This is a genomic window from Gordonia sp. GONU, assembly GCF_024733855.1.
Taxonomy (GTDB): Bacteria; Actinomycetota; Actinomycetes; order Mycobacteriales; family Mycobacteriaceae; genus Gordonia; species Gordonia amicalis.
In genome coordinates, this window is record NZ_JANRHB010000004.1 from 175,307 (window position 1) to 196,858 (window position 21,552).

The following is a 21,552-nucleotide window of genomic DNA, read 5'->3' on the forward strand; positions in this document are numbered from 1 at the left end:
ACAGGGCTCACCAATCCTCTTCGGTGTAGCGGATGACACCGCGAATGTTGCGGCCTTCCAGCATGTCCTGGTAGCCCTCGTTGATCTGGTCCAGGCGGTACTGCCGGGTGATCATGTCGGCGATGTTGAGCTTGCCGATCTTGTACATCGACAGCAGCTTCGGGATGTCGAGCTTCGGGTTGGCGCCGCCGAAGATGGATCCCTGCAGGTTCTTCTGCAGCAGCGTCAGCATCGCGAGGTTGAGGGTCACGTCGCTCTCGAGCATGTTGCCCATGCCGGTCAGCACACAGGTGCCGCCCTTGCCGGTGATCCCCATCCACAGATCGACATCCTTGCCGTGGACCTCACCGACGGTGACGATCACCTTCTGGCACATGCCGCCGTGAGTGGTCTCCGCGATCGCCATGGCAGCTTCTTCGACCGATGCGAACGCCGCAGTGGCACCGAACTTCAACGCCTGCTCACGCTTCCACTCCACCGGGTCGATGGCGAACACGTTGCGGGCACCCGAGATGACCGCGCCCTGGAGTGCGGCGGTGCCGACGCCGCCGACGCCGACGATGGCCACGTCCTCGCCGGGACGGACGTCACCGCTGCGGGTCGACGAGCCGTAGCCGGTGGGGATGCCGCAGCCGCACAGCGCGGCGACCTCGAACGGGATGTCCTTGTCGATCTTCACCGCCGACGCCTCGTGCACCACCATGTAGGGCGCGAAGGTGCCCAGCAAGGTCATCGGGTAGACGTTCTCGCCGGCTGCCGTCTGGATGCGGAAGGTGTTGTCCGACACCGCTTCGCCCTGCAGCAGCATGGCGCCGAAGTCGCACAGGTTGGCCATGCCCGACTGGCACGACGGACACTTGCCACAGGACGGGATGAACGAGAGCACGACGTGATCGCCGACCTCGAAGTCCGTGACGCCCTCGCCGATCTCGGCGACGACGCCGGCACCCTCGTGCCCACCCAGGATCGGGAAACCCGCCATGGGGATGCCACCGGTCACCAGATGGTGATCGGAGTGGCACATGCCTGCTGCTTCCATCTTGATCTTGATCTCGTGCGCCTTGGGGTCACCGATCTCGATCTCCTCGATCGCCCACGGCTTGTTGTTCTCGCGCAGCAGCGCACCTTTGGTCTTCACTGATCTCCTCCGTTCGACCCGGCAACGTCTCGCCCCGGGAGGTCTACCCGCGTCGTTGCCGACGCTTGTGACTGTAGTCACTCAACCACAAAATTGGAACGTGTTCTAGTCCGTGTTCCATCGTCTCCCGACGCCGTTCGACGGACCGTCGAGACACTGGAAACACGGCGACCTGGGCGCGTGGGAACACGCGCCCAGATCGGAGTGTGTGCGCCGATCAGCGCGGGCCCGGACGGGCCGAAGAAACGATCGAAGCGGTCAGTCGGCCAGACCGGCGTCCTTGGACCCGTAGGTCTGACGCAGGGCCGGCTTGACGACCTTGCCACCGGCGTTGCGCGGCAGTTCCTCGACGATGACCAGGTCCTTGGGGTGCTTGAAGCGGGCCAGGTTCTCGTTCAGGTACGGCTCGAGGTCGGCCAGGGTCAGGTCGGTGACGCCTTCGGCGGGGACGACGACCGCGACCGGAACCTCGCCCCACTTCTCGTGCGCGCGACCGATGATCGCGGCCTCGCTGATGCTCGGGTGACCGAACAGCACGTTTTCGACCTCGGCGCAGTAGATGTTCTCGCCGCCGGAGATGATCATGTCCTTGGCACGGTCCACGACGTAGATGAAGCCGTCCTCGTCCTGGCGCACGAGGTCACCGGAGTGGAACCAGCCGCCGGCGAAAGCATCGGCGGTGCCCTGCTCGTTCTGCCAGTAGCCCTTCATCATGTTGGGTCCGCGGTAGACGATCTCGCCGACCTCACCCTGGGCGACGTCGTTGCCCTCCGGGTCGATGATGCGCGCGGTCACCGCGGGCACGACCTTGCCGATGGAACCGATCTTGTTCAGGGCATCCTTGCCTTCGAGCACGCAGGTGATCGGCGACATCTCGGTCTGGCCGAAGACCGCGACGTTCAGCGCGTCCGGGAAGGTCTCGTTCATCGCGCGCAGCACGGTGTCCGAGGCCGGGGCCGCGCCCCAGCTGATCACGCGCAGCTTCAGATCGCGCGGCTTGGCCTGCTGTGCGGCGCAGACGGCCTGCCACTGGGCCGGCACCAGGAAGATCGAGGTGGTGCCCTCTCGCTCGATGGTGTCGAGCATGTCGTTCGGGTCGAACGCTCCGAGCGGGTGGATGACCGACAGCGCCCCCATGTAGAACAGCGGCGTCATGGCACCGAGACCGGCGATGTGGAACATCGGCGCGACGCACGAGCCGATGTCGTCGGACCGGGTGTGCAGCGCCTGCATGCAGGTGGCTGCCTGCGCCTGCAGGTTGGTGTGGGTGAGCATGGCGCCCTTGGGCTTTCCGGTGGTGCCCGAGGTGTACATGATCAGCGCGACGGTTTCTTCGGGGACGTCGATCTCCGGCAGATCCGAAGAGTCCTCGGCGACGAGCGCCTCGTAATCGAGGTGGTTGTCCTTGTCGGATCCCCCCACGACGACAATGTGGTCGATCGCGTTGGTCGAGGCCGCGACGGCATCGACGAGCGGGGCGAGCAGGGTTTCGGTGACGACGACCTTGGCGCCGCTGTCGTTGACCAGGAAAGCGATCTCGGCGGGACTCATGCGGATGTTCACCGGCACCGGGATGGCGCCGATCAGGTTGGCACCCAACGTCGCTTCGACATACTCAGTGCGGTTGAGCAGGACGATGAGGATTCGGTCACCGAACTGGACGCCGCGACGGGTCAGCGCCGCGGCGAAGGCGCGGGTCCGTTCGTCGAGCTCCTTCCAGGTGGTGACCTTCCCGAGGAACTTCAGGGCCGGGCCGTCGGGGTTCATGAAGGCGTGGCGCTTGACCTGGTTGTTCCAGTGGTTGCGGCGCGAGCGCAGCGGCTCGGTGGCGAGGTCGGTGACGGTGTCGACGGTCGCGGTCATACGATCGGTCTCCTTGTTGTCTTTCATCGTGTCGAGCGATGGGTGAAAACGTGTGTGGTGGTGAGTGTTCGGCGTGTGCCGAGGTTCACTTCTGGGCGCCCGCGAAGGCGGCGATGGCGGCCTGGAACTCTGGCGACTGCAGCAGTTCGGTCTGGCCTTCGAGTTCCCGCTCGATGGCCGCTTCGAAGCCGGACATCGTGTGTGCGTCGAGGGCCGACTTCGTCAGGCGCAGCGCGGAGCGGCTCTTGCCGGCCAGCTTCGCGGCGACCTTGTCGACAGCTTCGTCGAGTGCGGCGCGATCGTCGTAGACCCCGTTGACCAGGCCCGCGGCGAGAGCCTCGGGCGCGCGGAGCTTCTCACCGAGGAGAGCGAGCTCATTGGCGCGGACCCGGCCCACGGCCGAGGTGAACAGCATCGACGCGCCACCGTCGGGCATCAGACCGATGTTGATGAAGGCGAGCAGGAAGTAGGACCGTTGCGTCGTGTAGATGAGGTCGGCGGCCAGAGCCAGCGAGGCGCCGATTCCCGCAGCCGGTCCGTCGACGGAGGCGATGACCGGCACCTGGACCGACCGCACCGCGCGCACGAGTTCGGAACCGGCGGAGATGATTCCGCGGGCCTGGTCGGGGTCGAGCCCCGACGAGCCGTTGGCGGTCGACTGCGAGTTGATGGAGACGACATCGGCCCCGGCGCTGAAGCTTCCGCCCGCACCGTCGATCACGATGACCCGGACGTCGTCACTCGACGACCACTGCTCCATCGCAGCCCTGATGCCGAGGTTCGCCTCGGTGTCGAGAGCGTTCATCTTCCCCGGGCGGGAAATCGTCAGCCGCGCAACCCCGCGGTCGTCGACCGAGGTCACGATTGCGCTCTGGCTGGTCTCGTCGCTCACTGTTCTCCCCACTGGTGACCGGACAGATAGACACAGGTGATCCCATCTGTGCCATCGCCTAGATTACTACCACAGTGCGACGCAGATCACGAGAATCCTGGTTAACTTATTTTCACGGTCCAACGATTCTTCCTGGACTTTTCGGTCGTAGCACCGGAATGCGTCTCGTGAACGTCGTATCCGGCTAGAGTGGGTCGCCATGACCGTGCGCCCGGGGACGCCGCCTTCCGAGACGTCCCAGACCGATGCTCCGGGCACCCGACGCCGCCGCCCCGCCGACCGGAGACGCCTCATCGTCGACGCGTCGGCCAAGGCATTCAGCGACGGCGGCTATCACGCGGTCCGGCTCGAGGACATCGCCGACGCGGTCGGGATCTCCGCGCCCGCGCTGTACCGGCACTTCCCGAACAAGTACGCGCTGTTCGCCGAGACGACCGCCGTGCTCGCGCAGTCGCTGCGGTCGGCGCTCGACGCGGTGGAGACCGGTGGCGACGACGAGCTGCACGCCCTTCTCGTGGCGATCACGGCCGCCTCGTTCGAGAACCGTCGCAAGGGTGGCCTCTACCGGTGGGAGTCCCGGTATCTCGAGCCGGACGATCGCGCCATCGTCCGGGATGTCGTCGTCCATCAGCACCGGCGTGTCCGAGCGGCTGCGCAACGCCGCCGGCCGGACCTCGGGGACACCGACGCCAATCTGATCGTCGCCGCGATGACCAGCGTCGCCGCGAGCCCGACGACCCACCGCGCCTCGCTGCCCGCCCGTGAGGTCACCAGCCTCATTCCCGACGCCGCGATGAGCCTGCTCGACGTCGACCTCCCAGATCCGGTGGAACCGGTGGCCGCCGGCGTTCACGGCCTCGCGCCGGCCGCGAAGCGCGAGATCATCCTGACCGAGGCGATCAATCTCTTCGCGGCCCGCGGATTCCGCGACGTGACCATCGAAGACATCGCACATGCCGCCGACCTACCGGCATCCGGCGTGTACCGCCACTTCCCGAGCAAGGTCGCCATACTCGAGGCCGCGTTCTGGCGGGCGACCGATCGCGTCACCAGCGCCATCTCCGACGCCCTGGCCAACTCGACGACACCACGCGAGGCAATCGTCGGCATGGTTCACAGATACGTCCGGTTGACTTGCAGCACAACCGATCTGATCAGCGTCTACGAGACCGAGATCGGCCACGCCACCCCGGAGGCGCGGAACGCGCTGCGCAACCAGCAGCGCATCACCGTGGAAGAGTGGGCGACCTGGGTGAGCCGGGAACGCGAGAGTCTCTCGATCACCCACGCCCGGTTTCTGGTGCACGCCGCGCTCAACGTCGTCACCGACCTGACGCGATTGAGACCACAACCCTCCCCAGAGCGCATCGAGGCGCTGTCGACGCGAATTCTGTTGGGCGAGAACGACTGAGTCGAAGCCCCGCTCCTGAGCCGACACCGAGCGACGCGAGGCGTCGCGTCGAAACCCCGTTCGCCGCACCCCCTAGCCGGTCGAGCCGACACCGAGCGACGCGAGACGTCGCGTCGAAACCCCGTTCGCCATCCCCTGCCGGTTGAGCCGACACCGAGCGACGCGAGGCGTCGCGTCGAAACCCCGTTCGCCGCACCCCCTAGCCGGTTGAGCCGACACCGAGCGACGCGAGGCGTCGCGTCGAAACCATCCCTACAGCACCGCGAAGTCGTCCATCAGCCAGCGACCGTCGTTCTGGACCAACGTCACCTTCACCCGCGACTGGTACGGGAATCCCTCGGGGAACTGTTTCGCGGTCTGCGGCGATTTGACGGTCTGGTCGAGAGTGACGAGCACGACGGCCTTTCCCTCGTCGAGGGACATGATGCCGGCGTTGTCGGCTTTCGCGGTCGACACCGCTTCGGCCTCGGTGGAGCCGCGTCGGGCGTCCTGCGAGGACTCGATGTAGGTCTGGGTGAACGCGGGGGTCGAGATCTCCCGGATTCGACGGTCGAGGTCGGAATAGTCGGCCGAGTTGTAGGTCGTGATCTCGGTGGCGTACTTGCGGGCGGTGTCGAGGATCGTCGTGTCGATCGTACTGACCGCGGTGTCGGCCCGGCGGTCGGCGTCGACGTAGGCGACGGCCAGGACCGCGGTCGACGCCGTGAGCACCACGGCGACGGCCGTCAACGCGACGACCGCCCACGTCTTCTTGCCGAGACGGGTCGCCCAGCCCGTCCAGCGATTGTTCTTGCCGGTGGCGGCTTTCCGGTCGAGCTTGCGGGGTGTGCGGTCCTCAGCGGACTCCCCCGTGGCCCCTGCTTCCGTGCTGTCCGGCTCGGTCTCGCCCTCGACGACGGCGTCGTCTCCTTCCCCACGACGCCCCGCCTTGCGTGCGGCCTTTGCCGCCCTGGCCTCCGCCTCGGCCCGGAACTTCTCCCGGTTCGTGCGGTTGGCCTGCAGGAACTGCTCGCCGTCGAGCGGGGTCACGCCATCTTCGACGTCGGTCGTCGCCGGGGTGGCGTCGGGGGCGTCGGAGGTCTGACGAGGCTTCGGCATGGGTTCAATGTAGCGATGCCGCGTCGGGCACTGTGTCCGGCGTCATATGACCGGCAGATCTCCGAGGCTGCCGAGGTCCAGTGACACCCACTGCTCAGGGTCGAGGTACAGCTTGGTCTGCGGGCCGTGCTCCTTCTCCGCCATCTCGATGTACGGTTCGACGGCCTGAGGCGGGAGGTACCGAGAGGCCATCTCGCGCAGGTCGTCTCGGGTTCCGGTGACCATGTCGACGGCGTTGCCGGACACCGATACGTACTTCAGCCGCGGCGACACCTCGTCGACCATGAGGGTGAACCTCCCCGCTGCCCGGATGAGATTCAGCTTCCGGGACTCGGTGCCGGTGAGCACCCACGGTCTTCCGCCGGGTGTGTAGTGGTACCAGATCGGCACCGTCAGCGGCGCCCTCCCCGGTTCGGCTTCCACAGACAGCGCCGCGACATGCGGTTCTGCCAGAAACGCTTCTCGTTCGCTCTTGGTGAGTGCCATGTCCCGACGGTAAACCCGACCTCCGACACTCGTGCCGGATTCGCGCGGCACCGTTTCCGGCCGGTCTGCAGATGTCGCGGAACGTGACGTCGACCGTCACGATCCGCGACATCTACGTCGGACTACTTCCAGGGAGCGAGGATCTCGGCCGCCCGTTCGGCGAGCACCTTCTGGAACAGCGGCCCGAAGCTCACGCGTCCGACGCCGAGCGCGGCGAGTGCCGCCTTGTTGTTCTTGGTCGGGTGCCCGATGGCGTTGACCGGAAGCGGCAGTTCGTCGGCAAGCCGCTTCTGCGTGGCGTCGTCGTGGAAGCCGACCGGATAGAGCACGTCGGCTCCGGCCTCCGCGCAGAGCTTCATCCGCGCGATGGCGCGGTCGACGCGGTCGGATTCGTCGCCGACCTGCTTGAGGAACAGGTCGGTGCGGGCGTTGATGACGACGTGGACGTCGGTGGCGTCCGACGCGGCGCGCAGAGCACCCACGAAGTCGGCGTGCTCCTGGGCCTCGCGAAGTCGGCCGCCCTCGCTGTGCACGGTGTCCTCGATGTTGAGGCCGACGGCCCCGGCGTCGATGAGGCCGTCGATCAGCGTCTTGGGGTCCTCGCCGTAGCCGGATTCGATGTCGACGGAGATCGGGACGTCGACCGCTGCGGTGATCTGTTTGATCCGAGTCGTCAGCTCGTCGAAGGTGATTCCCTCGTTGTCGGGTTTGCCGATCGAATCGGACACCGGGTGGCTGCCGACGGTGAGTGCGGTGAACCCGGCGGACACCGCCAGGTTCGCCGACCATGCGTCCCACACGGTCGGCAGGATCACCGGGTCCCCGGGCTTGTGGAGTTGGAGTAGAGTCGCGGCCTTGTCGGCTAGTTCCGTCATGACCCCTACAACTACCCCGCTCGCAGCAGACATTCCGGGGCTTGGCGAAAAACTACTTCCGCCAGAACAAATGGTGGGTGACTCCGCTGGGACTCGGGACGACTTCATGCTCGAAGCGGTCCTCGAGGTCCTCCGGCGAGTCCCACAACCGGAGTCCGCTCCCGTACGTGACGGGCGCGACCGAGACGTGCAGGGTGTCGATGAGGTCGGCGTCGAGGAACTCCCGCACCGTGCTCACGCCACCGCCGATCCGGACGTCTTTGCCGTCGGCTGCCGCTTTCGCCGTCTCGGCTGCCTCCGCCGGTGTGGCATCGAGGAAATGGAAAGTGGTCTCACCCAGGGTGAACGACGGTCGGAGGTGGTGAGTCAGGACGAACACCGGGGTGTGGAACGGCGGTTCGTCGCCCCACCACCCCTGCCAGTCGTGGTCGGTCCACGGGCCGCGCTGATGCCCGAACTTGTTGCGGCCCATGATCTCCGCGCCGATGTTGTGCGTGAAGTCGCGGGTGAAGTAGTCGTCGAGTCCCCGCGAGCCGCCGGGGTCGGTGCGGTTGGGCCAGCTCGCGGTGGCTCCGGCCCACGACATCAGCTCCCAGGGTTCGACAGTGTCGCCGAACGGCCTCTCGAAGGTCTGATTCTCACCGGCACCGATCCCGTCCTGCGAGACCCCGAAGTTCTGCACTCTGAGTAACTGCGGCATGGCCATCCATTCCTGTCGTCGTCGGGCAATCCAACCAGGACAGACTCGAAACCGCAGCGAAACTCATCGGTGCAGCGCAGCGTCAGGCGATGGCAGCCTTCACGATCTCGGCGAACGGCGTCGACGACCGGCCGATCAGGGTTTGCAGGTCTCCGGACGTGGTGTCGAGTTCCCCGCGGGAGATGCCGACGTCGGAGCCGGCCAGCACAGCGGCGAACTGCTCGGGAATGCCGTTGTCGGCGAGCACCTTGGCGAAGTCGGCTTCGGCAAGATCCCGGTATTCGACGGTCTTGCCGGCGACATCGCCGATCACCTTCGCGAGTTCGGCGGAGGTGAGCCTCTCGTCGCCGCCGAGTTCGTAGATCTTTCCGCCCTGATCGGCGTCGGAGGTGAGGACCGCGGCGGCGGCCGCGGCGTAGTCGACGCGGGCCGCCCCGGCGATCTTGCCGTCACCCGCCGCACCCAGCAGCGTGCCCGACGCAACTGCCTGGCCGATGGCCTGCAGGTAGTTCTCCCAGTACCAGCCGTTGCGGAGGAACACCGCCGGCACCGACGACTCGTCGAGCCGCTTCTCGGTGGCGACGTGTTCGGGCGCCAACCCGAGTCCGCTCCTGGCGGCGTTGAGAAGGCTGGTGTACGCGATGAGCCCGACGCCGTTCGCCTCCGCCGCCTCGATCACGTTGGTGTGCTGAGGAACTCGACGTCCGACCTCCGAACCCGAGACCAGGAGCAGCTTGTCAACGCGTTCCAGCGCACTGCGCAGAGCCGCCGGATCGTCGTAGGAGGCAACCCGGATCTGGACGCCCTTCGACGCAAGGTCGGCAGCCTTCGCCTCGTCCCGAACGATCGCCACGATGTTCGCGGCCGGCACTCCCCGGGCGAGCAGCTCGCCGATCGCCAGTCCACCGAGCTGTCCGGTTGCGCCTGTCACTGCTGTGGTCATGTCTGTTCTCCCTGCTTCATGTTCCGATTCCCCCACACCGTACGCACTTACTTTTCGTAAGTGCAACACTGATCGTTAGCGAATCGCTGTCACCTTCGGTAACCTGTGGTCATGTCCGACCACGACCCGACCCTCGAAGCCGACGTCTTCGCGCGCGACTGCTCCTCGAGGTCGACGCTGCAGACGGTCACCGGCCGCTGGGGCACGCTGGTCCTGATGGCGTTGGGCGAGAGCAACTATCGATTCAGCGCCCTGCGACGCCGCGTCGACGGTGTGAGTGAGCGGATGTTGTCGCAGACACTTCAGAATCTCGAGCGCGACGGCATGATCGTGCGCACCGTCCTGGAGGCGATCCCGCCGAAGGTCGAGTACCACCTCACTCCCCTCGGCCGACAGGTCGCCGATCAGCTGCAAGGGTTGATCGATCTGGTGCAGGGCAGCATGCCGACCGTCCTCGAGTCGCAGGCCGAGTACGACGAGCGGCACGGGGCGAAAGCCTGATCCCCCGCCAAACCCACCACTCTTCGGTGTTTCCACCCCGCCGCGGGCCGGTGATTCTGCGGAAGAAGGGTGGGTTTGCGTGAGCCGACGAAAAAGCCCGCCGCCTGCTTTCGCAGGGGCGGGCTCTAGTTCTGCTCCCCCAACTGGACTCGAACCAGTGAACGGAGCCAAGTACCGATCGGGCCGTCTGTCAGCGGTTTCACTGCCGTGACCTGCCAACACGCCTGACAGTAGCTGCGGAATGTCCCGGAAGCAAGCGGGAACATTCTGTAAGCTGATTCTGCACGTATTCCGCACGCCGAGAGGTTTTCGCATGGCACAGAGACGCACTCGGCGCGCATTCGGCGGCCTCCGCAAGCTCCCGAGCGGCCGCTGGCAGGCCAACTACACCGGCCCCGATGGCGCTCTCCACAAGGCCGCATCGACGTTCGAGACGAAGCTCGACGCCGAGGCGTGGCTCGCCGACCGCCGGCGCGAGATCGACCGGGATCTCTGGAATCCGGCCACCGCGGACAACCGCACCTGCCCGCTGTTCGGAGACTATGCCGACGAATGGCTCGAGACCCGCACCATTCGGGGTCGCCCCCTCAAGACGCGGACCCACGACCACTACCGCGAGCTGCTCGACAGACACCTCATCCCAGAGTTCGGGGACTCGCCACTCGACGCGATCACACCCGCAATGGTCCGCCAGTGGCACGCGCACCTGTTGCCCAACAAGGCGACGATGCGCGCGCACGCATACAGCCTCATGCGCACGATCATGAACTCGGCCGTTGGCGCTGAGTACATCGACGCGAATCCGTGCCGTGTCGAGGGAGCCGGGTCCGCACAACGCAAGTCGCGCACCACGCCCGCAACGGTCGAGGAGCTCGCGACGATCGTCGAGAACATGCCTGAACGCCTGCGCCTCATGGTCCAGCTCGCGGCATGGTGCGCGCTGCGATACGGCGAGCTGATCGAGTTGCGCCGCAAGGACGTTGACCTCGTCGGCGGCACGGTGGCAGTCACCCGCGCAGCGGTCCGGCGTGCAGACGGACAGTACGTCGTGACGACACCGAAGTCCGAGGCCGGCGTCCGGGTCGTCCACATGCCGCCGCACGTGATCCCGCTCGCGGAAGAGCACCTCGAGACCCACGTCGGCCGCGGCCGCGACGCACTGCTGTTCGAGGCCGGCAACGGCGGCTACCTGACACCGACGTCTCTGTACCGCTGGTACTACCCCGCCCGGCGCGCGGCCGGCCGTGACGATCTCCGGTTCCACGACCTCCGCCACACCGGCGCCGTCCTGGCCGCCCTCACCGGCGCAACTCTCGCCGAACTGCAACAACGACTGGGACACTCCACCGTGTCGGCCGCGATGAGATACCAGCACGCAGCGAAGGGCCGCGACAAGAAGATCGCCGAGGCGCTCTCGAAACTCATTGAAGGGCAGGACAAATGACAGACATCTTCGGACCACAGGGCGACGAGATCGCCGCTCAGATCACCTACCTGATGAAGAATCGACGCCTGTTGGAGCGATGCTTAGCAGGCCGCGAGTGGTGCCCCACCTGCAAGGGGGTCTTGTGGCAGGTGATCGACCTGCCAGGGTACCGAGTTCTCTGTACGCGACAGATCGAAGCTGACGAGAAACCGCCGTACCGAGTCCGCTTAGACCGGCGATGGTCGTTCGGGGTCCTCACTGGCAACGACCCGGCCGACCATGAGACCTTTTCGGCCGCCTGCCGCTGCGGGTGGACCGACTACCGACTTCGCGATGTTCTGACGCGCGTCAAACCGAGAAGCTAATCGAATTTGGTGTAACGTCGATTCAGGTCATGATGCCACTGAGTTGGCGGAAGCTCCGATTGGGCCTGGAGCCGGAAACCCGAAGGGGGAACCGACAACCATGCCCAGGAGCATGTCATGGCATCTGCCACTCTCCCTGGCCCACGACGTTGGGCCTCTATTCAGGACGCTGCCGAGTACCTTGGCGTAACTGACCGCACAATCCGAAACATGATCGCGGACGGCCGAATCCGCGGATACCGCAATGGCCGCCGGGTGATGCGCGTCGATCTCAACGAGGTCGACGCTTCGATGACCCCGTTCGGTGGTGCAGCATGAGCGGCCCCGACTACGAACAGTTCACCGAGATCGAGGATCTCGGCGTCACCGATCACCAGGCCGACGCAATCGGCGGTGATGTCGAATGAGGTCCGGAAATGCCGCCGCCCCCGGCCGTGACACCGAGGGCGAGCGAGAGAATCAGGCGGGCGGGCGTGTTCTCGACGTCGATTCTATCACCGAGATCGACCTCGACCACTATCTCGAACCGGCCGACCGGCTGATGTTGGCCGCCCTGCGTGATGGTCGTTACGTCCTCGCCGTCGTGTGCCTCGTGTGCGGAAAACCGTTGACGTCCAAGCGGTCTCGCGCCCGTGGTGTCGGCCCCGCATGCCGGAAGCGGGTGGCCGGAGATGACTGACCGATACATCGCTGTCCGCACCTACGTGCAGCGCCTCGTCGGAACCGCCGGAGGTCCGTCACCCGCAGCCGGGTCACCCGAGTGGTGTGCCCTCCCCGACGACGACGGGGCCAAGCTGCTCGCCGTGCTCACCGCCGGAACTCTCGCAGTCCTCGAGCAAGAACTCGCCGCCCTCGACGACCGCCGCCATGCCCAGAAGGCCGCTGCACTCGAGGTTGCCCAGGCCGCCGACTGGTCGGCTGTGGCTCGTCGTGTGCGAGACCGGGATCAGGCGTGGAAGTCCGGCGCCTACATCGGCCGGGAGGTGCACGCATGAGCCTGGCAGAGTACGGAACCGAACTCGACGAGAACGGACACCCAGCCACTCCAGACGACGCGACAACCAGGGCACCGGCGCGCGTCCCGCTGCGCGATCGCCTGCTCACCCTCGACGAGCTCGGCAACCTCGCGCCGCCCGAGCCGCTGATCGACGGCTTTCTCTACCGCAACACCCTGGCGCAGCTCTCGGCCACAGCCGGCAGCTACAAGACCTTCGCTGCGATCGCCATGAGCTGCTCTGTGGCTCTCGGCGAAGCGTGGGAGGGCCACCGGGTACCGAGCGCCGAAAAAGTCATCTACGTTGCAGCTGAGGGAGCCTCAGGGCTCCGCTCGCGCATCCTGGCGTGGTGTGAACTGTCCGGCTATGACCCGGACAGGCTGTCCGATCAGCTTTACGTTCTTCCCTGTCCAATCCAGCTCGGCAACTTCGCCGACGTCAGCGAAGCGTGTGACATGGCGCGCGAGATCGGCGCCGGACTCGTCGTCCTCGACACCCGAGCGAAATGCACGATCGGGCTCGAGGAGAACAGCGCCACCGAGCAGGGCCGGGCGATCGCCGCCGCCGAACGCATCCAAGAGGCCGCGGGCTGCACGGTCCTCGACATTCACCACGCCGGCCGATCCGGTTCGACCCCCCGAGGCTCCACCGCGTGGGATGGCGGCGTGTGGTCGGATCTGCGGATGGAGGGCTCGGATCTGGTCGCCAAGATCTCGTGCGAGAAGCACAAAGACGCCCCGTCGGGGTGTGAGCATCACTTCCGCGCGGTGCCTCACACAGTGTCCGAAACCCTCATGCCGGGAGTCCCAGAGACCGCCCGACAGACCCTCGTAGTTGTCTCATCAGACGGTGAGACTGACCCCCTCAGTCTCACGGGTTCCGTGAGACAGCTGTGGGACGCGGTTGAGACAGCCTCGACGAGCGCAGGCATGTCCCCAGCAACCCTGCTGGACGTATCCGACATCAGCCGCGCCACCTTCTACCGCGCCCTCAAAACCCTCCAGACCAGGGGGTTTATCAAGAACGCGGGCACCGAGAAACGGCCTATGTGGGTGGGTACCGCACTCGGTCGGCAGGCTTTCAAAGGCGGGGCTGTCTCATGAGTCTCACGCCTGTCTCACGGAATTCTCACCAAACCGGTGTCAGTCTCACGCTCTCTCCGCCCCTTAGGGCGGAGAGAGTGAGACACCCGAGACACCGAGACATGAGACGAGGTGTTCGATGAACCGCCGCGACCGCCGCCGAGCGGCCCGAAAGAACAGGCATCAGTACCTCATCGCAGACCCGGCGACAATCGCCTCCCTCGACGTCAGCTGCCCGGACTGCACCAGCGAGACCGAACGGTGGACTGACGCGCTGGGACTACCTCACATGACCATCCGCCACGACGACACGTGCCCGACATGGAGGTCAATGCAATGACCGTCACCAACCGCCTGACCATGCAGTCACCGAGCACCGAGCAGCAGGGCGCTACACGTAGGGATAGGGGGTGGATATCCCTACCGACACCGGGGCCGGACACCGCCGGGGGAGCGATCTCTTTCTGCGCTCAGATTCGGCCCCGCGGGGGGTTTTCGAGGTGAATAGACACGCGTCCTCGGCCGAACCTGGCCTGTTGTCTCTGCTCGTCGCGGTCTTCGACGGCACACGCGAGCTCGCGGGCACGACTGCCGCTTGTAGTGGCCGTGCTGAGCTGTTCGAGCCGTCCTGGCCGTCCGAGCACCCCGACATCCGCCAGTACCGCCGTGAGGCCGCTCTGGCCGTGTGCGCCGACTGTCCAGCCCTGCCGTCCTGCCGCCAGTGGATCACCAACGAACCCCGCACCCGCTGGCACGGCTGGGTCGTGGCCGGCGAATTTATCAACCATTGAGGAGCATTCCATGACCATCGACCACCAGAGCCGCGCAGAACGCGCCGACTATCTGACCAACCTCCACTTCAGTCTCGTCGCGCTTCTCGCTGAGGGCCGCCGCGATGACGCCGCGGCCCTGCTTCGGACGCTGCGGGCCGACGATCAGGCGGACATGTGGGCGCGCAGTCTGTTCGACACGCTGTTCATGGCTACGGCCCTCGCCGCCCACCTGGGAGTCGATGACGTCCCGGCGTGGCTGCGTTCCTACGGCACCGCGGAGGACGTGTGATGACCGATCAGACCACCAACCGACTCCGCGCAGCTCGTATCCTGCGCGCACAGCTCGACGACGACTCCGATACGGCCCGGTCGGTGCTCGATGAGGCGTACGGCGCCGATCAGGAGAACGGACTGGCCGGCATCATCTCCGCGCTCGTCGTCGCGATGATCGAGCAGCTCGCCTACGCAACCGGCGGGGATCTCGAGGCCGCGCGAAAGATCGTGGATCTGACGCTGCTGGACCTCTCGATGGGGGGCGGCACCGATGGCGCATGACGACGTCCTGGTCGCGGGAGATCCGAACGATGACGAACCGCCACGACCGCCGCAGCGGCTCGTTTTCTCTGCGACTGCCGGGTGGATCTGGGTCGACGCGGACAAGGTTGAGCACTGGGCGGACCGCGATCTGTGGCACGACCGGCCGCCTCGGTGAGCCGGAATGTCGCTGCCCACTGGTAATCTCCACATCGGAGGCGTCGCCAGCTCCCGCGGCCGGCACACAGCGTGTGTCCGCCAGCACCGAGCCCGCGAACGAATCCAGCATCGCCCGCCAGCGACAAGCGGCCAGCGCGATAGCTGTTGACTCAACTCCAATTCTGTTGCCCTGAAAGGGTATTCATCTATGAACCACAAGACACTGAAAGTCGAGGGCATCAAGACGGCCGGCCTCGACGAAGGGACCTTTGAAGGATTCGCGAGCTGCTTCGACAACGTCGACTCTGTCGGCGACGTCGTCCGCCGCGGCGCATTCGCCAAGGCGCTCAAGTCCGGCCGCGTCACCCCGCTCATCTGGGAACACCGCTCCGAAGACCCCCGGGCCTACGTCGGTGAGGTCGTCGAGGCCCGCGAAACCGACGAGGGCCTGGCGATCAAGGGCCGCTTCGACCTCGACACCGAACATGGCGCCGCGGCCTACCGACAGGTCAAGGGCCGGCGCGTCGAGGGCCTGTCGATCGGCTACTACGTCAACCGCTCTCAGAAGGCGGCCGACGGCAGCACCGAGCTGCTCGACCTGGATCTCCTCGAGGTCTCCGTCGTCGCCCGCGGTGCCAACGACCGCGCCCTGGTCACCAACGTGAAATCCCGTCCCACTGCCCCGACCAAGTCCTGGCTGGCCCGACGCGCCGCCGACACCCTCCTCGCCACGAAAGGCACCACCACCATGACCAGCACCGCCCGCATCGAGGCTCTGACCAAGGGCCGCGACGAACAGATCAAGCTCATCACCGAGATCGTCGAGACCGCCGACAAGCTGCAACGCGACCTCACCGGGGAGGAGGCCGAGCAGGTCCAGGCCGCGACCGCCAAGGCCACCGACCTCGACAAGAAGCTCAAGACCGCTGTGGCCGACGAGGACGCGATCTCCGACGCGCTCGCACTGGCGAAGTCGATCGGCCAGCCGTTGCGTGCCGGGGACGACGACGGCGACCGCCCGAAGACCGGGCACCTGCCGCTGACCGGCAAGGGCGCGAAGTCCCTCGCGCGCAGTATCGCCCGTAGCTCGCTCGACCCGCAGACCAAGGCACTCGTCGCCTCGGGTGCTCGGACCACCGCGGTCGAGCTGCGTAGCGAGATCGCCGAGCAGGGCCGGCCGCCGCAGTCGATCCTCGACGTCCTGCCCTCGCGGGTCGTGAGCGCGACGTACAGCTACCTGCGTCAGACGGTGCGCACCAACAACGCCGCACCGGTCGCCACGGGTGGCACCAAGCCGACGTCGACCTACACCGTCGAGTCGGTCGACGGGAAGCTCGTTGTCGTCGCGCACGTGTCGGAGCAGATCGACCACTACACGCTGAGCGACAACTCCAACCTCGAAGGGTTCGTCGAGTCCGAGATGCTCTACGGTCTGCGGACCGCGCTGGAAAACCAGATCATCAACGGCTCAGGCACCGCCCCGAATCTGCGAGGCCTGTTGAATACCAGCGGCATTCAGTCGCAGGCGTTCGCCACCAACGCGTTGACGTCGATCCGCAAGGCGATCACCAAGCTCGAATCCCAGGGCTACACGCCGGGCGTGCTCGCGGTGTCGGCCGACGACTGGGAAGCCATCGAACTGCTGACCGCGACCAGCGGGGCGACCGACGTCCGCGGCGTGCCGATCGACGCCGTCACCCGCCGGCTGTGGGGCGTGCAGGCCGTCGTGTCGACGGTCCTGCCGGCCAAGACCGCGGTCCTGCTCGACGGGTCGGCGCTGGCGGTCGACACCGACGGCGCGATCGACACCAGGTGGTCTGACGCCGTCTCGGATGATTTCGTGAAAAACTACGTCCGGGCTCGTGTTGAGAGCCGGTTCGGTCTGTCGGTGTTCAAGCCGATGGGCATCGTCAGCATCGCCACCGCGGCCGCCTGATGACCTGCCCCCGCGCGCGCTTGGTGAGGTCGCGCGCGGGGGCAACCCTCGGCGGTTGCATCTTCAGCTAAGAAGCTGCTGGTGGGCCTCGTGGAGACTGAGCCCGTAGCCCGACTGAAGGCCCCATGCCTCGAGCTCGTTGGTCGTGGCGTTGACCAACATATAGGTGCCGTAGTCGACGGCACGCGGGTCTCGTGTACGACTCTTCGCGAGGCGAAGTCCTTGCCGAGCAGCGGCGCGGCGCAGCATGTTCTCGTACGTCTTGTACTGGTTAGGCGTCATGTTCTCGATGTCGTCAACCGAGGGCAGGTCATCTAGTTTCATGCTGGAAAGCATACCAGAACATATGCCCTGAATGATGCTGGAAACTATGCGCGATGAGCTGCCGACGGTGAGCCAGCCTCTCGGGTCCATGTGCATAGCCAACGGGCTGCCCTACGGGCAGACTGGGGCCGGTGTCGTTGACCCCATCCCGTTCGACCCACGACAACCATGCCCCTATCGCGTCCGGCCACGACCGATTGCCACCTGACCCGACGGGTAGGCGGAACCGCTGTGGCACCTGCTCGTGTTTCGCGACGACGCGAGTGGTGGCCCTCGTCGACTGCGAGGGACTGAGCTGAGTCGAGCGGGCTGGTTTGCGTCGGGCTCCGCGAGAACGACGGGCGCACAGTTGAATTGGTCGTGCGCGCTGAGTGCCCTGGCCGGGAGTCGAACCCGGCGCCGGATGGCAGGAGAAGGTGGTGCGTGTCGCGCACACCCCACGACCGCCTCAGGGCTGCGGACAGGGGCTACAGGGAGTCGAGAAGGTCCGCGGCCTCGCGCAGACGGTCGGCAACCTGCCGGGCCTCGGCAGCGGTGAGGGTGGTCAGCTCGCGTGAGCTCAGATACAGGAACGACCGAAGCAGGTTTCCATCGAGGTCGACCTCAGCCATCGTGTCGACAGTGACCGAGTCATCCTCAGCCGTTTCGACGACCACCGACGCAACCGTCACCTCTCGGTAGGTCTGGGGGTTGCGATCATCAGGCATCAACCACGTCGTCTGCGACCCGTCGACCTCGGCGATACTCGGATCGTCGGCAACCGTGCTGCACGCTAGCTGAAATGACTCCTGGTCCAGCACGCTCTCGGCAAATCGCCTCAGCTCGTCGGGATCTTCACCACGAAGCTCTGCGGTCTCAAGTAGAGCGCGCGTCCGGTCGGTCATCTGGTCGGCGAAGTCACGCCATGAGTTGCTCATACGTTCAACTCCAACCACACCGCGACGGCCGGCATAGGGGCGAGTACCTCGTCGACCTCGTCGCCGGTCGCGATGGTCAGCGCCTGCACGACGCGGCGAGCCAGCAGCTCGACGCCGGGGCGCTGGTAGTCGACGGCCTCTTCGAGCTGCCACAGCGCGATGCGGAGCTGTTCTGCGTGGCTGCACTCGGTGTCTTGCTCGTAGACGTCCCACCCGTGGCGGATCAGGGTCTCGACCGGCTCGGTCGTCGGGGCGCTCATGCGTGCCACCCGAGTTCGATGCAAGCGGCCATCACGGCCAGCGGCGCGAAGTAGGCCGCGAGCAGGAATGTCGCCAACCAGGCGACGAGGGATAGAGTGCGGGAACGGTTCACGGGTGCCTCCGTGGATCGAGGCCCCGACGGTGTTCGTAGCACCGAGCGGGGCCGACTTGTATGTCGGCGACCCGCTCGGACATTCCGCACGTATTCCGTACGAAACAGAAAAGGCCCGGTGGAAACCGGGCCTGACCTGCTATTTCTCTGCTCCCCCAACTGGACTCGAACCAGTAACCGTTCGATTAACAGTCGAATGCTCTGCCAATTGAGCTATGGGGGATTGCTCCGGCCCTCATTCGGCGCCGCGGGCGCTTCACTTGAACCGAGGACAGACTCTAGCGCATGCCGCTACCGGACGACAAAACGGCAGGTCAACGGCATACGACGTTGCGGCAGTTGTGTCCGAATACCGGACACAACTGCCGCAGATCCTACGACTTCAGTGACAGGCCACGACGTCGGATTCGTCGACCTCCACCGGCGTCCGCGCACCGGGCAGGAACCAGTAGGCGAAGCACACCGCCCCGAAGAACAGGTAGCCCAGTGCGACCTCGGGCGCGGCCGCCCACGACACCTCCGGCGCGTGGATGAGGCCGATGAACGAGAGCACCGCCCCGACCGCCGCGGCGATGGCCGCGAAGTGGAACTTCTTCTCCAGGATGAAGGTGACGATCGTGCCGAGGATCAGCCCGACGAGCACCGCTCCCTCGCCGAGCGTCTTGAGGCCCTCGTAGATCACGCCGGCACCGTTCATCGCCTCCATGCCCACCTCGTCGACCGTGGTTCCCGCCGCCGAGAGCGCGTTGTCGATGAGGCCCCGTCCCCACTCGGCGAGGTTCGGCAGCAGTGCCGCGACCACCGCGACCGCATGCAGGCGCGGCACCGCCTGGAAGGCCTGCGCCCCGATCAGCAAGCCGATGAACAGCAGGATCGGCACGATCGCCGGCACCGGTAGCAGGTAGTTCAGCACCCCGAACAGACCGAGGAAACACAGCAGACCGATCGCTGCTCCACTGGCCAGCGAGTAGCTCGCGCGACCACCGGCGTCCTTCCAGCCGGGATGACCGATGTACACGGCCGGCGGGAAGGGCGACCCGAACGCCGCACCGATGCACGCCCCGGCACCGTCGGCGAGCAGCACGCTGCGCAGGTTGTAGTTGTCCCCCGCCGCCGCGGCGCTCTCCACATTGCTCATCGCCTCGGTGAAGTTGTAGACGCCGAGCGGTATCGCGGTGCCGAGCAGGGGCGCGAGATCACCGAGACCGCTGAACAACAGATCGAATCGCTGATCCGGGATGCCGACGGCGATGTCTTCCACCGCCGCGGTCAGGTCCGGCACCGACATGAACCCGCCTGCCCAACCGATCGCCGTACCGACGAGCAGCGCGGCGAGTCCGACAGGGACGTTGCCCGGCAGCTTCACGTCGGTGAAGAAGCCGATGAGGATGATCGCGAGCACCGGCAGACCGATCCACGCGGCCTCCCAGATCTGCCCTGCCGGACGCATCGAGATGAACGTGATCGAGATACCGGCCAGGGTGCCGAGCATCGCGGCGCGCGGCGTCAGTTTGCGCACATAGGGTCCGACGAACGCGCCGATCATGACGATGACACCGATCATGAATGCCCACGCCAGACCGGCCTGCCACGCCTGGATGGCGTCCTTGGTGTTCAGATACACCGGCAGCATCACCACGAACACCACGATGAACATGTGCGGGACGCTCGGCCCGTACGGCAGTGCCGTCACATCGTCGCGTCCCTCCCGCGCGGCGAGGCGTCGGGCCAGGAACGTGTAGTACAGGTTGCCCAGGATCAGCGCGACGCCCAGCGCGGGCAGCACGGTGCCGAGGACGTTGTCCGGACTGAGACCGATCACGCCGATCATCAAGCCGGTCAACGTCAACACGTTGACGAGGATGTTGAAACCGAGACCGAAGAAGGCGTTGGTGTCTCCGCGCGTCCACCACGCGACCTTCGGGGTCGTAGCCGGTGACGGCGGGTCGGTGGTCGGGGCTGGATCGGTGGTGGCGCTCATGAATTCCTCCGGACTGCTGGGGTTTGATGGGGAAACGAGACGCCGATGTCTCGCATGGGTGGGTTGGATCGTTTCTCAGACGGCGGGTTCCACCGGCGCTCGCCCGTTCAGCAGCGGGATGATCGCCGTGCCGGGCGCGGTCCACCCGAAGATGCCTCCCTGCGCCGTGATCATCTCCAGGCCGACGCGCTGGAAATCGGGGAAATACGAACCGACGCAATCGGATACGACGACACATTCATAACCTCGGTCGTTGGCCTCACGCGTGGTGGTGTGGACGCACACCTCGGTGGTCACGCCGGTCACCATTAGTTGCGTGATCTCGTTGTCGGCCAGCACCTTCGACAGTTCGGTCGCATAAAATGCCCCCTTGCCGGGCTTGTCGATGACGACCTCGGTGTCGAGCGGGGCGAGTTCGTCGATGATGTCGTGCCCGTACTCACCGCGGATCAGGATGCGCCCGAACGCACCCGGATCGCCGATCCGCTTCGACGGTTGGCCGCGGTTGAGCTTGGCCGGCGGGCAATCCGACAGGTCTGGCAGATGCCCCTCCCGGGTGTGGATGACGAGCATCCCGGCCGCCCGCGCGGCGTCGAGCAGAGCAGCAAGGGGTTCGACGACGCGCCTCAGTTGCGAGACGTCGTTGCCGAGGGTTTCGCCGAAACCGCCCGGCAACAGGAAGTCCCGCTGCATGTCGATGATGATCAGCGCGGTCTGGTCCAGGTCGAGTTCGATCGGACCGGGCAGCGCGTCGAGGGTGACGGTCGTGGGCATCGAATG

24 protein-coding genes and 1 tRNA gene are annotated in these 21,552 nt (G+C 66.1%); 11 read left to right on the forward strand and 14 right to left on the reverse strand.

The features are described 5' to 3' along the window. Positions 1-7: 7 nt before the first annotated feature. From NWF34_RS05950 to NWF34_RS05960, 3 genes are all read right to left on the reverse strand, one after another. Positions 8-1,138 carry an NDMA-dependent alcohol dehydrogenase gene (locus NWF34_RS05950; protein WP_258324380.1) on the reverse strand — a complete coding sequence of 377 codons (1,131 nt, stop codon included), beginning with the start codon at positions 1,136-1,138 and terminating at the stop codon, positions 8-10. Positions 1,139-1,396: 258 nt separating this feature from the next. Then, positions 1,397-3,001: a fatty-acid--CoA ligase FadD5 gene (fadD5, locus tag NWF34_RS05955; protein WP_258324381.1), complete on the reverse strand. Its 1,605-nt coding sequence runs from the start codon at positions 2,999-3,001 to the stop codon at positions 1,397-1,399. A gap of 85 nt (positions 3,002-3,086) precedes the next feature. Continuing rightward, a complete protein-coding gene (locus NWF34_RS05960) occupies positions 3,087-3,893 on the reverse strand; it encodes an enoyl-CoA hydratase-related protein (RefSeq protein WP_258324382.1) in 807 nt (268 codons plus the stop codon). A 199-nt stretch (positions 3,894-4,092) separates the two neighbouring features. On the opposite strand from NWF34_RS05960, the gene NWF34_RS05965 reads away from it, so the two are divergent. Further along, the gene (locus NWF34_RS05965) at positions 4,093-5,304 is read left to right on the forward strand and encodes a TetR/AcrR family transcriptional regulator (protein ID WP_258324383.1); all 1,212 of its coding nucleotides are present in this window, start codon (positions 4,093-4,095) and stop codon (positions 5,302-5,304) included. 252 nt (positions 5,305-5,556) lie between these two features. On the opposite strand, the gene NWF34_RS05970 is transcribed toward NWF34_RS05965, so the two are convergent. The 5 genes from NWF34_RS05970 to NWF34_RS05990 form a co-directional block, all read right to left on the reverse strand. Continuing rightward, complete coding sequence (locus NWF34_RS05970) at positions 5,557-6,402, reverse strand: hypothetical protein (RefSeq protein WP_258324384.1); 846 nt, start codon at positions 6,400-6,402, stop codon at positions 5,557-5,559. A 42-nt stretch (positions 6,403-6,444) separates the two neighbouring features. Then, positions 6,445-6,888 (reverse strand): pyridoxamine 5'-phosphate oxidase family protein, encoded by a 444-nt coding sequence (locus tag NWF34_RS05975; RefSeq protein ID WP_258324385.1) that lies wholly within the window; start codon positions 6,886-6,888, stop codon positions 6,445-6,447. A 122-nt stretch (positions 6,889-7,010) separates the two neighbouring features. Continuing rightward, positions 7,011-7,763, reverse strand: a complete 753-nt coding sequence (locus NWF34_RS05980; RefSeq protein WP_258324386.1) for an isocitrate lyase/phosphoenolpyruvate mutase family protein — start codon at positions 7,761-7,763, stop codon at positions 7,011-7,013. 52 nt (positions 7,764-7,815) lie between these two features. Continuing rightward, complete coding sequence (locus tag NWF34_RS05985) at positions 7,816-8,463, reverse strand: dihydrofolate reductase family protein (RefSeq protein WP_258324387.1); 648 nt, start codon at positions 8,461-8,463, stop codon at positions 7,816-7,818. Between the two features lie 82 nt (positions 8,464-8,545). Continuing rightward, positions 8,546-9,406: an SDR family oxidoreductase gene (locus NWF34_RS05990; RefSeq protein WP_258324388.1), complete on the reverse strand. Its 861-nt coding sequence runs from the start codon at positions 9,404-9,406 to the stop codon at positions 8,546-8,548. A 111-nt stretch (positions 9,407-9,517) separates the two neighbouring features. On the opposite strand from NWF34_RS05990, the gene NWF34_RS05995 reads away from it, so the two are divergent. The 10 genes from NWF34_RS05995 (at position 9,518) to NWF34_RS06040 (ending at position 17,177) form a co-directional block, all read left to right on the forward strand. Beyond that, entirely contained in the window at positions 9,518-9,907 is a 390-nt protein-coding gene (locus NWF34_RS05995) for a helix-turn-helix domain-containing protein (RefSeq protein ID WP_258324389.1), read from the forward strand. A gap of 313 nt (positions 9,908-10,220) precedes the next feature. Beyond that, positions 10,221-11,351 carry a site-specific integrase gene (locus NWF34_RS06000; RefSeq protein WP_258324390.1) on the forward strand — a complete coding sequence of 377 codons (1,131 nt, stop codon included), beginning with the start codon at positions 10,221-10,223 and terminating at the stop codon, positions 11,349-11,351. A 464-nt stretch (positions 11,352-11,815) separates the two neighbouring features. Further along, a complete protein-coding gene (locus tag NWF34_RS06005) occupies positions 11,816-12,016 on the forward strand; it encodes an excisionase family DNA-binding protein (protein ID WP_258324391.1) in 201 nt (66 codons plus the stop codon). Between the two features lie 85 nt (positions 12,017-12,101). Then, positions 12,102-12,377 (forward strand): DUF6011 domain-containing protein, encoded by a 276-nt coding sequence (locus NWF34_RS06010; protein ID WP_258324392.1) that lies wholly within the window; start codon positions 12,102-12,104, stop codon positions 12,375-12,377. Continuing rightward, positions 12,370-12,693 (forward strand): DUF2742 domain-containing protein, encoded by a 324-nt coding sequence (locus NWF34_RS06015; protein WP_258324393.1) that lies wholly within the window; start codon positions 12,370-12,372, stop codon positions 12,691-12,693. The genes NWF34_RS06010 and NWF34_RS06015 overlap by 8 nt, the downstream gene beginning before the upstream one ends. After that, complete coding sequence (locus tag NWF34_RS06020; protein WP_258324394.1) at positions 12,690-13,796, forward strand: helicase RepA family protein; 1,107 nt, start codon at positions 12,690-12,692, stop codon at positions 13,794-13,796. Before NWF34_RS06015 ends, NWF34_RS06020 begins: the two co-directional genes overlap by 4 nt. 515 nt (positions 13,797-14,311) lie before the next feature. Next, positions 14,312-14,566, forward strand: coding sequence for a transcriptional regulator (locus NWF34_RS06025; protein ID WP_258324395.1), 255 nt, complete (start codon positions 14,312-14,314; stop codon positions 14,564-14,566). A 10-nt stretch (positions 14,567-14,576) separates the two neighbouring features. Next, positions 14,577-14,837 (forward strand): hypothetical protein, encoded by a 261-nt coding sequence (locus NWF34_RS06030; RefSeq protein WP_258324396.1) that lies wholly within the window; start codon positions 14,577-14,579, stop codon positions 14,835-14,837. Further along, the gene (locus NWF34_RS06035; protein WP_258324397.1) at positions 14,837-15,103 is read left to right on the forward strand and encodes a hypothetical protein; all 267 of its coding nucleotides are present in this window, start codon (positions 14,837-14,839) and stop codon (positions 15,101-15,103) included. Before NWF34_RS06030 ends, NWF34_RS06035 begins: the two co-directional genes overlap by 1 nt. Positions 15,104-15,449: 346 nt before the next feature. Then, the gene (locus NWF34_RS06040) at positions 15,450-17,177 is read left to right on the forward strand and encodes an HK97 family phage prohead protease (protein WP_258324398.1); all 1,728 of its coding nucleotides are present in this window, start codon (positions 15,450-15,452) and stop codon (positions 17,175-17,177) included. 63 nt (positions 17,178-17,240) lie between these two features. Here the strand turns inward: NWF34_RS06040 and NWF34_RS06045 are convergent, their stop codons facing one another. The 6 genes from NWF34_RS06045 to NWF34_RS06070 all read right to left on the reverse strand — a co-directional run bounded on the left by NWF34_RS06045 (position 17,241) and on the right by NWF34_RS06070 (position 21,546). Beyond that, positions 17,241-17,501, reverse strand: coding sequence for a hypothetical protein (locus NWF34_RS06045; RefSeq protein ID WP_258324399.1), 261 nt, complete (start codon positions 17,499-17,501; stop codon positions 17,241-17,243). A 467-nt stretch (positions 17,502-17,968) separates the two neighbouring features. After that, positions 17,969-18,418 carry a hypothetical protein gene (locus NWF34_RS06050; protein ID WP_258324400.1) on the reverse strand — a complete coding sequence of 150 codons (450 nt, stop codon included), beginning with the start codon at positions 18,416-18,418 and terminating at the stop codon, positions 17,969-17,971. Beyond that, a complete protein-coding gene (locus NWF34_RS06055; protein ID WP_258324401.1) occupies positions 18,415-18,678 on the reverse strand; it encodes a hypothetical protein in 264 nt (87 codons plus the stop codon). The genes NWF34_RS06050 and NWF34_RS06055 overlap by 4 nt, the downstream gene beginning before the upstream one ends. Before the next feature lie 263 nt (positions 18,679-18,941). Beyond that, a tRNA-Asn gene (locus NWF34_RS06060) sits at positions 18,942-19,014 on the reverse strand. Between the two features lie 159 nt (positions 19,015-19,173). Then, the gene (locus tag NWF34_RS06065) at positions 19,174-20,772 is read right to left on the reverse strand and encodes a regulator (RefSeq protein ID WP_258324402.1); all 1,599 of its coding nucleotides are present in this window, start codon (positions 20,770-20,772) and stop codon (positions 19,174-19,176) included. A 75-nt stretch (positions 20,773-20,847) separates the two neighbouring features. After that, positions 20,848-21,546: a cysteine hydrolase family protein gene (locus NWF34_RS06070; RefSeq protein WP_024500454.1), complete on the reverse strand. Its 699-nt coding sequence runs from the start codon at positions 21,544-21,546 to the stop codon at positions 20,848-20,850. Positions 21,547-21,552 lie beyond the last annotated feature (6 nt).

What these genes read in the sequence shown, in the direction of transcription:
- fadD5 (WP_258324381.1), bottom strand. Translation starts at nt 3,001, where the DNA reads ATGACCGCGACCGTCGACACCGTCACCGACCTCGCCACCGAGCCGCTG.
- NWF34_RS05965 (WP_258324383.1), top strand. Translation starts at nt 4,093, where the DNA reads ATGACCGTGCGCCCGGGGACGCCGCCTTCCGAGACGTCCCAGACCGAT.
- NWF34_RS05970 (WP_258324384.1), bottom strand. Translation starts at nt 6,402, where the DNA reads ATGCCGAAGCCTCGTCAGACCTCCGACGCCCCCGACGCCACCCCGGCG.
- NWF34_RS05975 (WP_258324385.1), bottom strand. Translation starts at nt 6,888, where the DNA reads ATGGCACTCACCAAGAGCGAACGAGAAGCGTTTCTGGCAGAACCGCAT.
- NWF34_RS05980 (WP_258324386.1), bottom strand. Translation starts at nt 7,763, where the DNA reads ATGACGGAACTAGCCGACAAGGCCGCGACTCTACTCCAACTCCACAAG.
- NWF34_RS05985 (WP_258324387.1), bottom strand. Translation starts at nt 8,463, where the DNA reads ATGCCGCAGTTACTCAGAGTGCAGAACTTCGGGGTCTCGCAGGACGGG.
- NWF34_RS05990 (WP_258324388.1), bottom strand. Translation starts at nt 9,406, where the DNA reads ATGACCACAGCAGTGACAGGCGCAACCGGACAGCTCGGTGGACTGGCG.
- NWF34_RS05995 (WP_258324389.1), top strand. Translation starts at nt 9,518, where the DNA reads ATGTCCGACCACGACCCGACCCTCGAAGCCGACGTCTTCGCGCGCGAC.
- NWF34_RS06000 (WP_258324390.1), top strand. Translation starts at nt 10,221, where the DNA reads ATGGCACAGAGACGCACTCGGCGCGCATTCGGCGGCCTCCGCAAGCTC.
- NWF34_RS06005 (WP_258324391.1), top strand. Translation starts at nt 11,816, where the DNA reads ATGGCATCTGCCACTCTCCCTGGCCCACGACGTTGGGCCTCTATTCAG.
- NWF34_RS06010 (WP_258324392.1), top strand. Translation starts at nt 12,102, where the DNA reads ATGAGGTCCGGAAATGCCGCCGCCCCCGGCCGTGACACCGAGGGCGAG.
- NWF34_RS06015 (WP_258324393.1), top strand. Translation starts at nt 12,370, where the DNA reads ATGACTGACCGATACATCGCTGTCCGCACCTACGTGCAGCGCCTCGTC.
- NWF34_RS06020 (WP_258324394.1), top strand. Translation starts at nt 12,690, where the DNA reads ATGAGCCTGGCAGAGTACGGAACCGAACTCGACGAGAACGGACACCCA.
- NWF34_RS06030 (WP_258324396.1), top strand. Translation starts at nt 14,577, where the DNA reads ATGACCATCGACCACCAGAGCCGCGCAGAACGCGCCGACTATCTGACC.
- NWF34_RS06035 (WP_258324397.1), top strand. Translation starts at nt 14,837, where the DNA reads ATGACCGATCAGACCACCAACCGACTCCGCGCAGCTCGTATCCTGCGC.
- NWF34_RS06040 (WP_258324398.1), top strand. Translation starts at nt 15,450, where the DNA reads ATGAACCACAAGACACTGAAAGTCGAGGGCATCAAGACGGCCGGCCTC.
- NWF34_RS06045 (WP_258324399.1), bottom strand. Translation starts at nt 17,501, where the DNA reads ATGAAACTAGATGACCTGCCCTCGGTTGACGACATCGAGAACATGACG.
- NWF34_RS06050 (WP_258324400.1), bottom strand. Translation starts at nt 18,418, where the DNA reads ATGAGCAACTCATGGCGTGACTTCGCCGACCAGATGACCGACCGGACG.
- NWF34_RS06055 (WP_258324401.1), bottom strand. Translation starts at nt 18,678, where the DNA reads ATGAGCGCCCCGACGACCGAGCCGGTCGAGACCCTGATCCGCCACGGG.
- NWF34_RS06065 (WP_258324402.1), bottom strand. Translation starts at nt 20,772, where the DNA reads ATGAGCGCCACCACCGATCCAGCCCCGACCACCGACCCGCCGTCACCG.
- NWF34_RS06070 (WP_024500454.1), bottom strand. Translation starts at nt 21,546, where the DNA reads ATGCCCACGACCGTCACCCTCGACGCGCTGCCCGGTCCGATCGAACTC.